A 14,607-nucleotide genomic window follows, 5' to 3' on the forward strand; every position below is an offset into this window, starting at 1 on the left:
GCCTAGCGCGAGCCGCGGCGCGCGGCGAGGCGGTCCAGCATGCCCTTGACCGCTTCCATCTGCGTGCCGCTCTTGCGGTAGAAATCCGGGTCGATCGGATTGATGCTGGTGTAGCCCCAGAAATCCCAGCAGCCTTTCGGGTTGTACGGGTAGACGGGGCTCGGTTCGGCCTGCGGATACAGCACGATGATCTTGTTGGCGTCCGCCACCTGATTGTAGCCGGTGCTGGTATAGAAGCGGTCGCCGATGGCCTGCGTCGTTTGCAAACAACCGTGGAACACCACGTGCACGCGGCAGCTCTCGCTGTCGCAGGCTTTCGGGATGTAGGCGTAGCCCGTATTGTTCATGCTCGAGTACGCGTTCTGGATGAAGGCGCGCTGGTTGAAGGATATCAACTTGCCCGTCAGCGTGGTCGACGACGGCTGCAGGTCCGGATACAGGTGCTGCAGGATGTCGCGGGCCTGCACGAAGTCGCAGTCATTGATGAAGGGCGACGCGGTTACATCGCAAGCCTTGTCCTGGTTGTTGTCCGTGATGATGGCGTGGCCCGCCCCGACCGTGTCGACGAAGCGGATCTGCTCGGCCGGCGTGCCCGCCAATGCATAGAATTTTCCCACCTGCTCCACCACCGGCCGCGTCACGGTCTGGTCTTTCGTTCCGCTGAACAGATACACGCGCTGGCGTTTCAGGTTGGCCGTGTCGTCGATGAGGCGGGCGCGCGCAAAATCGTTCGCCGCGCGCAGCAATTCGCTGGCCACGGGTGGCGCCACCTGCGCGCTGCCCGGATTCATGCAGGTGGTCAGGGCATTCGTCAGGTAGGGAATGTAGGGGAAGCGGCCCGGCTGGCCCGAGCAGAAATACGGGCCGCCCGCGATGATGCCTGCGCCGGCCACCGTGGCCGAGTAGGCGACGGCAAATTGCGCCGCCATGAAGCCGCCCGAGGACAGGCCGGATACGGTGGTCTGGCTCAGGTCGGCCTGGTAGCCGGGCAGGGCGGGGGCGTCCCTGGTCGCGGCGGGCTTGACGGCTTTGGCCATCGTGGCGGCGTGCGCGCCGCCTGGCGCCAGGATGAGCAGGCTGGCAGCCAGCAGGGCGGAGGGTAGTACGGTCAGGTGCGGGAAGGGCATGGCGACTCCACAGGGCAAGAAAAGGGACAGGAAGGCCGAGCATAGGTAAAAAAACTGTGCGCTGGGCAAGTACTGCACTGTCGTTGATGTCGCTCAAGCAATCGCTGTTGTTGTCCGTCTCATACGCGCGCGCGGCGTTTGACATAGAATGGTTTTTTTCCGTTCAACCATGGTGCCCTTCATGTCCAAGACCCTTGCCCAGCTGTTTGCGCTCACCACCCTTGCCGCCAGTGCCAGCCTGGCCATGCCGGCCCATGCTGCCGAAGCCGCTACAGCTACCGCTGCTCCGGCCGCCTGTCCCGCCATCCTCAAGCAAACCTTCAACCGCCTGCAGGATGAAGCGCCGCAAAACCTGTGCCAGTACGCGGGCAAGGTCGTGCTGGTGGTGAATACGGCCAGTTATTGCGGTTTTACCAATCAATATGAAGGGCTCGAGGCGCTGTACGCCAAGTACGGCAGCAAGGGCCTGGTGGTGCTGGGTTTCCCGTCGAACGATTTCGGCAAGCAGGAACCCGGCAACAGCAAGGAAATCGCCGATTTCTGCTACAACACCTACGGCGTGAAGTTCCCCATGTTTTCGAAGTCCGTCGTCTCCGGTCCCGCGCCGAACCCGCTGTATGTGGACCTGATCAAGCAGACGGGCAAGACGCCGGCCTGGAATTTCCATAAATACCTGATCGACCGCCACGGGAAAGTGGTGGAAAGCTTCCCCAGCAAGGTGACGCCGGATGACAAGAAACTCGTCGGCGCGGTGGAAAAAGCGCTGGCGCTGTAAGTTGCCGAGACGCAAGCAGGCTTGAACGCCTGCTTTTTTTTAATGTTGCGCTTGTCGTCTTGCCATCATTGTCCTAAGCTGGTTGTTCGCGTTTGTCACAACAAAGGAGAACATCATGGCGTATGTCGATGGATTTGTGGTGCCCGTACCGAAAGCCAAGCTCGATGCCTACCTGGCCATGTCGCGCAGTTGCGGCGCCATCTGGCGCGAATATGGCGCGCTGGAATTTCGCGAATGCGTGGGCGACGATGTCAAGCCAGGCAAGCTGACCTCGTTCCCGCAGGCGGTGGACTTGCAGGATGGCGAAGTGGTGGTGTTTTCATGGATCGTGTATGCGTCGCGCGCCAAGCGCGATGAAATCAACGACAAGGTCATGAAAGATCCGCGCCTGGCCGAGATGATGGATCCGGCCAAGCTGCCGTTCGATGGCAAGCGGATGATCTACGGCGGTTATGAAATGCAGGTGGACCTCTAGCGGCTGAAACAGTCCATGGCGGCGTTGCAATGCCTCGTCGTGCAGTTGCACTGCCTTCGGCAATGCGCCTTGCCCTGAACGGTTTCAGGCGCTAGCGATAATATGTGCCGGCAACGCCCCGCGCAGCGCATTGCATACGACAATCGCTTCGGCCCGCGCCAGCATGGGGCGCGTGATGATGGTTTCCTGCGCGTTCCAGGCGGGATCGGCCAGCATGGCCGCGCGCTGCACGCCGGGCAGCAGGCCGCAGGACAGGGGCGGCGTATGCCAGCGGCCGTCCAGCCGGACGAAGACATTGCTGCGCCCGCCCTCCGTCAGTTCGCCCCGTTCGTTAAAGAACAGCATGTCGAAGCCGCCTTGCGCCTCGGCCGCGCGCCAGGCTGCGTCATAGCGTGCACGCACGCTGCTCTTGTGGCGCAGGAATAGGTCGTCCGCCACGGTGGCGTCGGGCGCCAACAGGATGTTGACCGTGTCCGGCAAGGCGGTGAGCGCGCCGCTTTGCGTCGTGAACTGGCCATCCTGGCGCAGCGCCAGGCGCAGGCGGAAGGGGGCATCGTCCGGGCGTGCCGCGCAGGCGGCCTGCAGCGCGGCACGCGCGGCACTGTCACTCCAGGCAAAACCGAAGTAGGCGCAGGAGGCGGCCAGGCGCGCCAGGTGGCGCGCTTGCTGGCGGCAGCCACCGGCACGGCTGGCGTGCAGGGTTTCGAACAGTTCAAAGTCGTTGCTCAGCCCCGTCAGGAAGCGGGCCTTGAGCTGGCACTCCGCAAATTCCTCCTGCGGCTCGCTGTCGAGCACGATGCCGGCGCCCACGCCCATCTCGCCGCGCCGGATGCCGCCATGGCCCGCCGCTTGCAGGGCCAGGGTGCGGATCGGCACGGACATGCAGAAGTCGCCCACCGCGTGGGCAGCGCCGGCGGCCGGCGGATCGAACCAGCCGATGGCGCCCGTATAGATCCCGCGTGGCGCCGCTTCCAGTTCGGCGATGATTTCCATGGTGCGGCGCTTCGGCGCGCCCGTGATCGAGCCGCATGGATACAAGGCCTGGAAGATGTCGGCCAGGCTGGCGTCGTCGCGCAAGCGCGCCTGCACGGTGGAGGTCATTTGCAGCACGCTGCTGTAGCGCGTCACCTCGAACAGGGCCGGCACCTTGACGGAACCCGTGGCGGCGATACGGCCGATGTCGTTGCGCAGCAGGTCGACGATCATCAGGTTTTCTGCGCGGTTCTTCGGATCATGGGCCAGGGCGGCGGCGCGGCGCGCGTTTTCTGCTACTTGGTCCGCAGGGGCGGCCGGCGCCGTGCCTTTCATGGGGCGCGCCATCAGCTCGCCCTGGGCATGGCGCACGAACAGCTCCGGCGACAGCGACAGCAGGGCGCCGCCATCGGGCAGCATCACCAGCGCGCCATACGGCACGGGCTGGCGCGCGCGCAGCCGCGCATACAGGGCCAGGGGCGAACCGAAGGCGTCGAAGCGCAAACGATAGGTGTAGTTGACTTGATAGGTGTCGCCGGCCACGATGTAGTCGTGGATGCGGTGCAGCGCCTGCGTAAATTGCGCCTGGTCGACATTCGCGCGGATGCCGGCGATGCCGGCCGGCGTTGCCGTCGCCGGCGTACGTTCGGCCAGCCACTGCAGCACCTCATCCTGCGACAGCTGCGTGCAATGTTCAAAGACGAGCACTTGCGCCAGCGGCGGCGCGCCGGGATCTGCCGCGCGCGGTGGCATGCCCAGCAAGTGGGCCCCCAGTTCGTAGCTGCACACGCTGACGGCGTACTGGCCGCGTTCCAAGGCCTCTTGCAGCCCCCCGAGCAGGGTGGGCCACTGTTGCCCCTCGGTGCACTGCAAGACTGCCGCCAGGCCCGTGTACAGGCGCGAACCGGCGCCGGGCGTGCTGGCGTCGTCGAGCAGGGCGAAACAGTCGGTGTGCATGGGGACAGCCGCGGCGGTGACTTACCCCAGCAGCATGGCGATTTGCAGCGCCGCTTCCTGGGATGGGTTGATCTTGAAGCCGCTCTTGGCGTAGCGGTGCCAGCGTCCGATGACGAAGCTGACGATCAGGGTGGCGCGCGCCGCCACTTCGCTTTCCTTGCCATGGCCTTCGGCGGCTGCCATGCGCAAGGCCTGCTTGAGCGCCAGTTCCACGCGGTCGTAGAACTGGTTCATGCGCACTTGCAGGCGCTCGTCCTCATTGACCAGCGCATCGCCGATCAGCACGCGCGTCATGCCCGGATTGCTGATGGCGAAATTGAGCAGCATGCCGATGATGTCGCGTGTTTGCGTCATGCCGTCGCTGTGCTTTTCCGCGATCTGGTTGATCAGGCCGAAGACGCTCGACTCGATGAATTCGATCAGCCCTTCGAACATTTGCGCCTTGCTGGCGAAATGGCGGTACAGGGCCGCTTCCGACACGGTCAGTCTGGCCGCCAGTGCGGCAGTGGTGATCTTTTCGCCTTTCGGCTGCTCCAGCATTGCGGCGAGGGCCTGAAGAATTTGTAGCCTGCGTTGGCCCGGCGGTGTGCTTGCCATATTTTCTCTTGTCGTTAAAAAAAATGCTGCCTCGATGGGGAGGTCCGTCACCGCCGCTAGCGGTGCGGCTTCCGGCGTCAACCGGAAGCCCAGGAGTCCCCTTCAACGCAGACGGTGAAGGCGGCGTGCCAAATGCCGGACAGATTTTACTTTGACATCGACGTAAGCGGGGCGATTTAACGCCTTGGGCAACTTCGCCACGCCGATCGGATCGGCCATTTTCAGGTATTGCGTGATCCAGGCCGTGCGCAGGCCCAGTTTTTTCGCGCCCTTCAGGTTGGCCAGGGTGTCTTCCACCAGGATGCAGCGGCCAGGGCGGATCTGGTGCTTTCGCATCAGTTTGCGCAGCATCAGGGTCGATGGCTTGGGCCGCAGCTGGCGGTGCACATGCATCGCCTCGATGGAGATATGCTGTGAAAAATGCTGGCGCAAGCCCAGGTGGCGCATCACGTCGCTCGAATAGCGCAGCGGCGCGTTGGTGAGTAAAATTTTACGGCCAGGCAGGCGTTTGAGTAAAGCCCCCAGTCCCCGCTCGGCGCGTATCATGGTGCGCAAATCGTCGAAGCTATGCGTCTCGTGCAAAAAATGGGCTGCCTGTACCTGATGGTGCTTGACCATGCCCAGCAAGGTGGCGCCGTAGCGGCGCCAGTAGGCCGCGCGCGCCGCATTGACGATGGCGTCGTCGGCCGGCGTGACGCCATCGCCCAGCACGCGGGCAATATACGTGTTCATATTGGCCGTGATGGTGGGGAAGATGGCATGCGAGGCATTGTGCAGCGTGTTGTCGAGGTCAAACAGCCAGACCGGCGACGAGCGGTTAAGATGGGACACAGGCACAGGAGTCTTTAGGCAAGATGATAAGCAAGATGAAAAATTCAACAATCAGGAAAACCATGCGACGCCAGATTATAGTGATGTTTTGCGGATTATTCTTGCTGCCGTTGCCGGCGGCCTTTGCCGAAGCACTGCCCGTGGCGCAAAACCGGGGCGCCCTGTTCAAGGTGCAGGATGCCAGCCACACCCTGTATCTGTTCGGCACCATCCACGTCGGCGCGCCCGATTTTTATCCGCTGGAACCGACGGTGACGCAGGCGCTGCACCAGGCTGGCGCGCTGGCGCTGGAGATCGATCCCGGCGCCGATTCGCGTGCCGCCCTGGGCGCCGTGCTGAAATACGGCATGGAAGCGCCGGGCAGCAAAGTGCCTGCCGACTGCCGCCAGACGCTGGCGCCGCGCCTGGCGCCGCTGTTGCAAAAATACGGCATTCCAGCCGAGTCGGTGGCGCCGATGAAGCCGTGGATGCTGGCCAGCATGCTGGCCATTGGCGAATTTTCCACGCTCGGCTACCGCTCCGACCTGGCCGTCGACAATTATCTGTCGCAGCAGGCCAAGGCGCGCAAGATCCCCGTGCTGGAACTCGAGTCGATGGAAGGCCAGATGGCGCTGTTTGGCGCCATGTCGCCGGCCGACCAGTGCCGCTTCCTGGAAGACGGCGTGGCGTCGATCGAGGACCAGGAGCAAAGCCAGGAAGCGCGCGAGATCGCCGATGCCTGGCGCACGGCCGATGCCGCCGCCTTCGACAAGCTGGCCGCCAAGGCAGCGACAGACCCGTCGTTCGCCGCCCAGTTCGTGCAAAAGGTGTTGCTGGATGGCCGCAACCCGGCCCTGGCCGACGGCATCGCCAAACTCCTGGCGCGCGAAAAGTCCAGCCTGGCCGCCATCGGCGTGCTGCACCTGGTGGGAACGAAAAGCGTGCCGGATTTGTTGCGTCAAAGGGGCTTGAAGGTCGAGCGGGTGTATTAGCGCTAGCTCAGCCGCGCAGCAAACGGCGGCAGAGTAGATGAAAAGTGTTCAGGGCAAGGCGCCGAGCCGAAGACAGTACGCATGTACGGCGAGGCGAGGCAACGCAGCCATGGACATTTTTCAGATACGGGGATAAATCGATGGTGCCCTTGACGTGGATCGAACACGTGGCCTCTCCCTTACCAAGGGAGTGCTCTACCACTGAGCTACAAGGGCAAATTAAAAGCGGCGCCAGGTGATCTGCGCCGCCAAACTACTCGCTGTGATGCGTTGCGATTTTTTTAGTGCGAACGGATCATAGTACCAAAAGCCTGCTCGGTCAACACTTCCAGCAATAATGAGTGTTCGATACGGCCGTCGATGATGTGCACAGTGTTGACGCCGGACTTGGCGGCGTCGAGCGCGGACGAGATCTTCGGCAGCATGCCGCCCGAGATCGTGCCATCGGCGAACATCTCGTCGATTTCGCGCGCGGACAGGTCGGTCACCAGGTTGCCCTGCTTGTCCTGGACGCCGGCGATGTTGGTCATCATGATCAGCTTTTCCGCTTTCAGGATTTCCGCGATCTTGCCCGCTACCACGTCGGCGTTGATGTTGTAGGCCTGGCCATCCTGGCCGAAACCGATCGGCGAAATGATGGGAATGAAGGCGTCGTCCTGCAGCGCCTTGACGACGGCCGGGTTGATCGCGTCGATTTCGCCGACAAAGCCGATGTCGAGGAATTCGCCCGGATGTTCGCGGTCCGGCATCTGCATCTTGCGCGCGCGGATCAAGCCGCCATCCTTGCCCGTCAGGCCCACAGCCTGGCCGCCGTAATGGTTGATCAGCATGACGATATCCTGCTGCACTTCGCCGCCCAGCACCCACTCCACCACTTCCATGGTTTCTTCATCGGTGATGCGCATGCCTTGCACGAAGGTGCCTTGCTTGCCGATTTTCTTCAGCGCGTTGTCGATCTGCGGTCCGCCGCCGTGCACCACGACCGGGTTCATGCCGACCAGCTTGAGCAGGATGACGTCGCGCGCGAAGCCGTGCTTCAGGCGTTCGTCCGTCATGGCATTGCCACCGTACTTGATGACGATGGTCTTGCCATGGAAATTGCGGATGTATGGCAGGGCCTCGGCCAGAATCTGCGCCTTGATTTGCGGCGACACCGCCGTCAAGTCGTCATTCATGTCCAGGTTCAAGTTAGCTAGTTGATTCATGGCGAGTCCGGAAAATAGATTTGTGCGATTTTACAGGGAAGAAGAAAATCCTGGAGGCATTATAGGGCGATCTTGTTGTATTTTCCCTGATGATCCTATAGTCTGGCCCGATATGTCCCCCAGCCAGCCCTTTTACTGCCAGTTACATCTGCGTCGCATGCCGGCGCAGCATGACACACACTTGCCAATTCACACACAGCCATGAGCCAGTGCACTCTCTGCGGCGCCACCTTCCAGTGTGGCCAGCTCGATCCGGACGCCAAGGAACCCTGCTGGTGCGTGGCCCTGCCGCCGGCCGTTCCCGTGCCCGGCAGCCTAGCCGTCGGTTGCTGGTGCCCCGCCTGCCTGCAAGCCCGCATCGCCGCCTTGACACCCCCGGCAGCAACGCCGCTCAAATAAGAGCCGCGGCACGCTTTTTCCTTTGCAAAAGACCTTGCATTTTGTAGGGGAATACGTTCAGACTTCGATTTTCAAGAATTTCTTATAGGAAAGTCATGCGCTTCAGGGATATCAGTATCGGCGTGCGCATCAATGCCGGTTATGCCATGTTGATCGTGCTGATGCTGGTTGTTATCGTCCTGGCGGGTAGCCGCATCTATGCCATCCGCGCCGAGACCGACGATATCCTGCAGCGCGACTGGGTCGCCGCCAAGGCCACCAGCAAGATCCATGGGCTGGCGCGCGAGGCGGCCACGCGCATCGGCAACCTGCCGAACCAGCACGAGCTGGCGCCGCGCCAGGAGAACCAGGCGCGCCTGGAAGCGATCAAGCAAGACATCGATGAGCAGGTGCGCATCCTCGACGGTCTCGATGCGCGGCCCGACGAACGGCGCCTGCTGGAACAGATGCACCTGGCCCGCGCCGGCTACTACGTGTCGCTCCAGACGATGTTTGAACTGGTCGAGCGCGGCGAGGATGCCCGCGCCGAGCAGGCCATGCAGACGCAGACCTTGCCGGTGCTGGAAAAAGTGCTGCTGTACGTGGGCCAGCTCGACGATCTGCAGCAGCAGCAGATCCGCGACAGCGCGGCCCGGATACGCAACGACATCGACACCTCGCTGCTGCTGATGGGCGGCATCGGTCTGGCGGCGCTGCTGACGGGGCTTGCCTTTGCCTGGTCGGCGCGCTCGATCACGCGTCCGTTGGGCGAGGCGGTGGCGATCGCCACGCGCGTGGCCAATGGCGACCTCAGTTCCGTCATCGAAGTGACATCGCGCGACGAGACGGGCGAACTGCTGCAGGCGCTCAAGGACATGAGCACCAGCCTGGCCGTGGAACAGGACCTGCGCCACGCCGTCGAGGTGGCCGAGGATGCGACCAAGATGAAGTCGGACTTCCTGGCGAATATGTCGCATGAAATTCGCACGCCGATGAACGGCATCATCGGCATGACCCACCTGGCGCTGCAGACGGAGCTCACGTCGACCCAGCGCAACTACCTGGAGAAGGTGGAATCGGCTTCGAAGAACCTGCTGGCCATCATCGACGACATCCTCGATTTTTCGAAGATCGAGGCAGGCAAGATGGCCTTTGAAAAAGTCGATTTCTTCCTCGAGGACGTGCTGGCGCAGATCGCCGACCTGTCCGTGATGCGGGCGCAGGACAAGGGCTTGGAACTGCTGTTCGACATCGCCCCCGACGTGCCGAACGCATTGCAGGGCGACCCGCTGCGCCTGGGCCAGGTGCTGATCAATCTGACCAACAATGCGATCAAATTTACGGACAAGGGCGAGATCGTCGTCACCATCCGCCTGCAGCAGCTGGAAGAACATGCGGCTGTCTTGCGCGTCGATGTGCGCGACACGGGCATCGGCCTGACGCCGCCCCAGCGCAGCAAATTGTTCCAGGCCTTTACCCAGGCCGACACTTCCACCACGCGCCACCATGGCGGCACGGGCCTGGGACTGACCATCAGCAAGCGCCTGGTGGAAATGATGGAGGGCGAGATCGACCTGGTCAGCGAAGCGGGCGTGGGCAGCACCTTTTTCTTTACGGCCCGCTTCGGCCTGGCCGCCGTGCCGCGCGACAGCCTGCTTGCTCCGCAGCGCTTTGAGGGCTTGCGCGTGCTGGTGGTCGACGACAACCCCAGCGCGCGTGAAATCTTCGTCAGCATGCTGACGGCGCTGGGCTTCGAGGCGCGTGCCGTGTCTGGCGGCGTGCTGGCCATCGGCGCCGTGGCGCAGGCGCGCGCCGAGGGGCGTCCGTACGGGCTGGTGCTGATGGACTGGAAAATGCCGGGCATGAATGGCCTCGATACCCTGGCCGGCATCCGTGCCGATGCCGCCGGCATCGATGCGACGCCGGCCTGCATCATGGTCACGGCCTTCCATCGCGAAGCGCTGCTGGAGGCGGCGCGCCAGCGCGACTTGCCGCTCGACGGCGTATTGAACAAGCCGATCAGCGCCTCGACCCTGCTCGACCAGATAGCGTTCGTGTTTGGCGGCGTGACGGGACAGAGCCGCAAGACGCAGCGCCAGAGCAGCTACCGCGACGACGAGCGCGCCCTGCGCGGCGCCTGGCTGCTGCTGGTGGAGGATAATGAAGTGAACCAGGAAGTGGCGCAGCATATTCTCAACGACGCCGGCATCCGCGTCGATATCGCGGGCAATGGCGCCATCGCGCTGGCGAAGATCGAGGAAAACGCCTATGACGGCGTGCTGATGGATTGCCAGATGCCGGTGATGGATGGCTACCAGGCGACGCGCAAGCTGCGCCAGGATCCCCGGTATTCGAATTTGCCCGTGATCGCCATGACGGCCAATGCCATGGTGGGCGACAAGGAAAAATGCCTGGACGCCGGCATGAACGATTTCATCGCCAAGCCGATCGACGTGGCGCAGCTGTTCGGCACCCTGGCGCGCTGGATCGCGCCGGCCACGCCGCAGGAAATGACGGCGGTGGTGGCGCAGCCGGAAGCGGAGCTGCCCGTGATCGCCGGCCTGAAAATGGCGGAAGCCATGCGCCGCGTGGGCGGCAATACCGCTTTGATGCGAAAATTGCTGGACCGTTTTGTGGAAACCCAGTTCGATGCCATGCAGCGCATCGTTGCCGCCATCGAGAACAACCAGCTCGAGACGGCGATCCGCGAAGCGCATACCCTGAAGGGCCTGGCCGGCAATATCGGCGCCGGCGGCCTGGCCGACAGCGCCGCGCGGGTCGAGCATTTGCTCAGCCTGGGATCGCACGACGGCTTGCCGCAGGCGCTGGCCGCCTGCACCCTGGCGCTCGACGAGCTGGTGCCGAAGATCGTGCTGGCCATGCAGTCGCGCGGCCATGTGGCCGAGGCGGGCGGCGCGCCGGTGGCGCACGTGGCGCCGGTGGACCGGGCGTACCTGGAAGCGGGCTTGCGCGAGCTGTCGCAGCTGCTGCAGCAGGACGACGCGCAGGCCGTCAAGCACCTGGACGGCATCGGCCCCGTGCTGGTCGCGGCCGGGCAGGCGGAACACGCGCGCCAGTTGAAGCGCATGCTGGGACAATACGATTTCGAAGGTGCGCTGGCGCAGCTGGGCGAGGTGGCCGATGCGCTGGAGCTGACACTGTGACAAGGATAACTATGCAGAGCGAAGGAAGGGCATGAAAGCGCCGGCAAGCAAGCCAACCATCCTGGTGGTCGACGACACGCCAGACAATATCGACCTGCTGCGCGCCGTGCTGGAAGACGATTACCGCACCAAGATCGCCGTCAATGGCGAGCGCGCCCTGAAGATCGCCGCCGGCAGCGACCAGCCCGACCTGATCCTGCTCGACATCATGATGCCGGGCATGAGCGGCTACGATGTGTGCCGTGCGCTGAAGGCCGATCCCGCCACGGCCGGCATCCCCGTGATTTTCGTCACCGCCATGAGCGAGGTGGCCGACGAGCAGCTGGGCCTGGCCCTGGGCGCCGTCGATTACATCACCAAGCCGATCTCAGCGCCCATCGTGCTGGCGCGCATCAGGACGCAGCTGGCGATGAAGCAGATGCAGGATTTCCTGCGCGACCAGAATCATTACCTGGAAACGGAAGTGGAGCGCCGGGTGCAGGAAGTGGCAGCGCTGCAGGACGTCACCATTCACGCCATGGCGTCGCTGGCCGAAACGCGCGACAGCGAGACGGGCAACCATATCCGCCGCACTTCGCATTACCTGAAGGCGCTGGCCGAGAAGGTGCGCGGCTTGCCGCGTTTCCGCGATTTTTTGACGGACAAGAATATCGAACTGCTGTTCAAGACGGCGCCGCTGCACGATATCGGCAAGGTGGGCATCCCCGACCATATCCTGCTCAAGCCGGGGCGTTTCGAACCGCATGAAATGGCCATCATGAAGACCCATACCACGCTCGGGCGCGACGCCATCCTGGCGGCGGAACACGAGCTGGGCATCGAAGTCGATTTCCTCAAGTACGCGAAAGAGATCGCCTACAGCCATCACGAGAAATGGGATGGCAGCGGCTACCCGCAAGGCCTGGCTGGCGAAGCCATCCCGATTTCGGCGCGCCTGATGGCGCTGGCCGACGTGTATGACGCCCTGATCAGCCGTCGCATCTACAAGCAGGGCATGGACCATGCGCAGGCCGTGCAGATCATCGTCGAGGGGCGCGGTTCGCACTTCGACGCCGAGATCGTCGACGCCTTCCTGCAGATCCAGGACCAGTTCATCGCCATCTCCCACCGCTACGCCGACGGCGTGTGCGAGATCGCCGACAAGCAGCGGCAGATCGCGCCCTACACCGAAAACATCAGCTGACGGATCAGCTGACCGTCTTGAAGAAGCGCAGCATCTCGCGGCTGGCGTCCGGTCCCTTGCCATCCGTGTAGCTGCCGTTATTGCTGCCGCCGGACCAGGCATGGCCGGCGCCGTGGATGACCCAGTGTTCGCCCAGCGGCGAGCCATCGGCCTGGCTGTGCGTGGTGCGCGTGTAGCGGTGGCCATTCGGCACGCTGCCGTCGATGGATGCGGCCTTGGCCGCCTTGCCGCCCGCCTGGCTGCGCACGCCCTGGGCGATCAGTTCATCGCCATTGCGCGGGTTGACGGTGGTGTCGCGGTCGCCGTGGAAAACGATGATGGGCACGCCGCCCGCCGGCGCCTTGCGCTGGGCATTGGGCATGGCGCCGCCCTTCATGGCTGCCAGTGCCGACGGCAAGTCCTGCGCCGAGGCGAACGGCAGGCCCGAATGCACGCCGACGGCGGCAAACAGGTCCGGATACAGGGTGCCGACGATGACGGCCATGGCGCCGCCCGCCGACAGGCCGGCGACGAACACTTCGCGTTCATTCACCGGGTAGTCGTCGATGACTTGCCGGGCGATGCCGGCGATCAGCGACGGTTCGCCCTGGTCGCGCTGCTGGTCGATGGCATTGAACCAGTTCCAGCAGCGCGAACTGTTGGCGCCCTGCGTCTGCGCCGGGTAGACGACAAAGCATTCCTTTTCTTCTGCCAGCGCATTCATCTGCGTGCCGGCGGCGAAATCGTCGGGATTTTGCGTACAGCCGTGCAGCATGACGATCAGCGGCATGGCCTGGCCGTGGTAGCTGCTGGGGATATACAGCTTGTAGGAGCGCGTGCCCGCATGGTTGCGGTACACGCCGTCGATGAACCGCGCGCCAGCGGGCACCTCCGCCGGCGTGGTGGCCGGCGCGTTGAAGCCGGGCGGGTGGAAATTCGGCAGCTCGAAGCTGGGCATGTCGAAGCTGTGCTGGCCCAGGCCGGCCGGCACGCCCAGGCGCGCCATGAAATCCTGCGCGAAGTCCTGCGCCGCTTGCGCGGGCGTGGGCGGCGCATCAGGCGTTTCTGGCGCGGCGGGAGTTTGCGGCTGTTCGGCTCGGGCTCGGGCTTGCGCTGGTGGTGGCGGATTAATGTCGCGCATGGTCTGCGGCGGCGGCGCTTGCGTGGCTGTCGCCTGCGGTGCCAGGCCGGCGGCAGACAGCGCCTGCTGGATCGCTTCGGTGGCGGCGGCGGGGCCGCGGCCCATCAGATTACGGGTTGCTGCGCGCATCTGCGCCAACATGTTGAGAGGGAGTTTCATGACCATCCTTAACGGTGCCGCGCATCGGCCGGGTCATCGCCGCGAACCAATACGCTAGTGAATTCGCCCTGCGAGCGCCGTCTTGACGACGGTGCTGGCGTGCAGGGCACCTAATACGAAAATCGACTCGATGGTGGCCAGTGCCAGTTCCACGGAGACGTCGCTGGCGATGCTGGCCAGTCCCAGCACCTGTATCTGCAGGCGCTGGCCGGCTGCCTGGATCGCTTCCAGGTCGGCGCGCGAATAGTGCTGCATGCCCAATACCAGGCTTTTACGGGCGACGGTTTGTTTCACCACGTCGGCGTGGATACCCAGCTGGTTGCGTATGGCCGTACGGATCAGATCCGTGCGGTTGGAATAAAATCCCTCCTGGACCAGCAGATCGATCTGCCCCAGGTCGATCAAGCCGAGGTTGATCGTGATTTTCTCGGATTCCCCAATTTTGGGCTTGCTGTCTTGCTTGGCCATATCTCTCCAAAAACTCCACGTGGCATCCAATTGCCATCTGTATGGATGGTAGTATAGTTGTGAAATATCTCAAGTCAAGCAGGATCTGACCTGATCGTGTTGTAGGACGGGTACTCGCAGAGTGAGAATGGGCTGCAAAATAAATTTCCGGAAGATGGTTTTTTTGATCATATTTTTTCTTGAAAATATATTCACAGAAACATTGCATGGCGATGCCACCGACTC

General features: G+C 63.2%; 13 protein-coding genes and 1 tRNA gene. 6 read left to right on the forward strand and 8 right to left on the reverse strand.

Annotated elements, in window-relative coordinates; translation table 11 throughout:
* Window positions 1–2: 2 nt before the first annotated feature.
* A complete protein-coding gene (locus CSQ91_RS22890; protein ID WP_099389727.1) occupies window positions 3–1,127 on the reverse strand; it encodes an extracellular catalytic domain type 2 short-chain-length polyhydroxyalkanoate depolymerase in 1,125 nt (374 codons plus the stop codon).
* 181 nt (window positions 1,128–1,308) lie between these two features.
* Here CSQ91_RS22890 and CSQ91_RS22895 point away from each other — a divergent pair, with 181 nt between their 5' ends.
* Together CSQ91_RS22895 and CSQ91_RS22900 are read left to right on the forward strand one after the other, a co-directional pair.
* On the forward strand, window positions 1,309–1,902 hold the full coding sequence (locus CSQ91_RS22895; RefSeq protein ID WP_099389835.1) for a glutathione peroxidase: 594 nt from the start codon (window positions 1,309–1,311) through the stop codon (window positions 1,900–1,902).
* A gap of 115 nt (window positions 1,903–2,017) precedes the next feature.
* Complete coding sequence (locus CSQ91_RS22900; protein WP_034783795.1) at window positions 2,018–2,377, forward strand: DUF1428 domain-containing protein; 360 nt, start codon at window positions 2,018–2,020, stop codon at window positions 2,375–2,377.
* Window positions 2,378–2,461: 84 nt separating this feature from the next.
* On the opposite strand, the gene pabB is transcribed toward CSQ91_RS22900, so the two are convergent.
* The 3 genes from pabB to CSQ91_RS22915 form a co-directional block, all read right to left on the reverse strand.
* Entirely contained in the window at window positions 2,462–4,306 is a 1,845-nt protein-coding gene (gene pabB / locus CSQ91_RS22905; protein WP_099389728.1) for an aminodeoxychorismate synthase component I, read from the reverse strand.
* A gap of 21 nt (window positions 4,307–4,327) precedes the next feature.
* The gene (slmA, locus tag CSQ91_RS22910; RefSeq protein WP_099389729.1) at window positions 4,328–4,903 is read right to left on the reverse strand and encodes a nucleoid occlusion factor SlmA; all 576 of its coding nucleotides are present in this window, start codon (window positions 4,901–4,903) and stop codon (window positions 4,328–4,330) included.
* 102 nt (window positions 4,904–5,005) lie between these two features.
* On the reverse strand, window positions 5,006–5,740 hold the full coding sequence (locus CSQ91_RS22915; protein ID WP_099389730.1) for a pyrimidine 5'-nucleotidase: 735 nt from the start codon (window positions 5,738–5,740) through the stop codon (window positions 5,006–5,008).
* Between the two features lie 95 nt (window positions 5,741–5,835).
* Between CSQ91_RS22915 and CSQ91_RS22920 the strand changes: the two genes are divergently transcribed.
* Window positions 5,836–6,705 (forward strand): TraB/GumN family protein, encoded by an 870-nt coding sequence (locus CSQ91_RS22920; protein WP_306508871.1) that lies wholly within the window; start codon window positions 5,836–5,838, stop codon window positions 6,703–6,705.
* 141 nt (window positions 6,706–6,846) lie between these two features.
* On the opposite strand, the gene CSQ91_RS22925 is transcribed toward CSQ91_RS22920, so the two are convergent.
* Window positions 6,847–6,921, reverse strand: a tRNA-Thr gene (locus CSQ91_RS22925).
* 65 nt (window positions 6,922–6,986) lie between these two features.
* Window positions 6,987–7,880 carry an acetylglutamate kinase gene (argB, locus tag CSQ91_RS22930; protein WP_010393729.1) on the reverse strand — a complete coding sequence of 298 codons (894 nt, stop codon included), beginning with the start codon at window positions 7,878–7,880 and terminating at the stop codon, window positions 6,987–6,989.
* 231 nt (window positions 7,881–8,111) lie between these two features.
* On the opposite strand from argB, the gene CSQ91_RS22935 reads away from it, so the two are divergent.
* The 3 genes from CSQ91_RS22935 (at window position 8,112) to CSQ91_RS22945 (ending at window position 12,635) form a co-directional block, all read left to right on the forward strand.
* The gene (locus tag CSQ91_RS22935; protein ID WP_099389732.1) at window positions 8,112–8,309 is read left to right on the forward strand and encodes a cysteine-rich CWC family protein; all 198 of its coding nucleotides are present in this window, start codon (window positions 8,112–8,114) and stop codon (window positions 8,307–8,309) included.
* Between the two features lie 95 nt (window positions 8,310–8,404).
* A complete protein-coding gene (locus CSQ91_RS22940; RefSeq protein ID WP_099389733.1) occupies window positions 8,405–11,452 on the forward strand; it encodes a response regulator in 3,048 nt (1,015 codons plus the stop codon).
* Between the two features lie 31 nt (window positions 11,453–11,483).
* Window positions 11,484–12,635 (forward strand): response regulator, encoded by a 1,152-nt coding sequence (locus CSQ91_RS22945; protein ID WP_034783788.1) that lies wholly within the window; start codon window positions 11,484–11,486, stop codon window positions 12,633–12,635.
* 4 nt (window positions 12,636–12,639) lie between these two features.
* On the opposite strand, the gene CSQ91_RS22950 is transcribed toward CSQ91_RS22945, so the two are convergent.
* Both CSQ91_RS22950 and CSQ91_RS22955 read right to left on the reverse strand, forming a co-directional pair.
* The gene (locus tag CSQ91_RS22950; RefSeq protein ID WP_257217449.1) at window positions 12,640–13,914 is read right to left on the reverse strand and encodes an extracellular catalytic domain type 1 short-chain-length polyhydroxyalkanoate depolymerase; all 1,275 of its coding nucleotides are present in this window, start codon (window positions 13,912–13,914) and stop codon (window positions 12,640–12,642) included.
* A 54-nt stretch (window positions 13,915–13,968) separates the two neighbouring features.
* Window positions 13,969–14,382 (reverse strand): CopG family transcriptional regulator, encoded by a 414-nt coding sequence (locus CSQ91_RS22955; RefSeq protein WP_034783786.1) that lies wholly within the window; start codon window positions 14,380–14,382, stop codon window positions 13,969–13,971.
* Between the last annotated feature and the right edge of the window lie 225 nt (window positions 14,383–14,607).

It is taken from the genome of Janthinobacterium sp. BJB301 (genome assembly GCF_002735685.1).
Classification (GTDB): domain Bacteria; phylum Pseudomonadota; class Gammaproteobacteria; order Burkholderiales; family Burkholderiaceae_D; genus Janthinobacterium; species Janthinobacterium lividum.

What these genes read in the sequence shown, in the direction of transcription:
- CSQ91_RS22890 (WP_099389727.1), bottom strand. Translation starts at nt 1,127, where the DNA reads ATGCCCTTCCCGCACCTGACCGTACTACCCTCCGCCCTGCTGGCTGCC.
- CSQ91_RS22895 (WP_099389835.1), top strand. Translation starts at nt 1,309, where the DNA reads ATGTCCAAGACCCTTGCCCAGCTGTTTGCGCTCACCACCCTTGCCGCC.
- CSQ91_RS22900 (WP_034783795.1), top strand. Translation starts at nt 2,018, where the DNA reads ATGGCGTATGTCGATGGATTTGTGGTGCCCGTACCGAAAGCCAAGCTC.
- pabB (WP_099389728.1), bottom strand. Translation starts at nt 4,306, where the DNA reads ATGCACACCGACTGTTTCGCCCTGCTCGACGACGCCAGCACGCCCGGC.
- slmA (WP_099389729.1), bottom strand. Translation starts at nt 4,903, where the DNA reads ATGGCAAGCACACCGCCGGGCCAACGCAGGCTACAAATTCTTCAGGCC.
- argB (WP_010393729.1), bottom strand. Translation starts at nt 7,880, where the DNA reads ATGAATGACGACTTGACGGCGGTGTCGCCGCAAATCAAGGCGCAGATT.
- CSQ91_RS22935 (WP_099389732.1), top strand. Translation starts at nt 8,112, where the DNA reads ATGAGCCAGTGCACTCTCTGCGGCGCCACCTTCCAGTGTGGCCAGCTC.
- CSQ91_RS22940 (WP_099389733.1), top strand. Translation starts at nt 8,405, where the DNA reads ATGCGCTTCAGGGATATCAGTATCGGCGTGCGCATCAATGCCGGTTAT.
- CSQ91_RS22945 (WP_034783788.1), top strand. Translation starts at nt 11,484, where the DNA reads ATGAAAGCGCCGGCAAGCAAGCCAACCATCCTGGTGGTCGACGACACG.
- CSQ91_RS22950 (WP_257217449.1), bottom strand. Translation starts at nt 13,914, where the DNA reads ATGAAACTCCCTCTCAACATGTTGGCGCAGATGCGCGCAGCAACCCGT.
- CSQ91_RS22955 (WP_034783786.1), bottom strand. Translation starts at nt 14,382, where the DNA reads ATGGCCAAGCAAGACAGCAAGCCCAAAATTGGGGAATCCGAGAAAATC.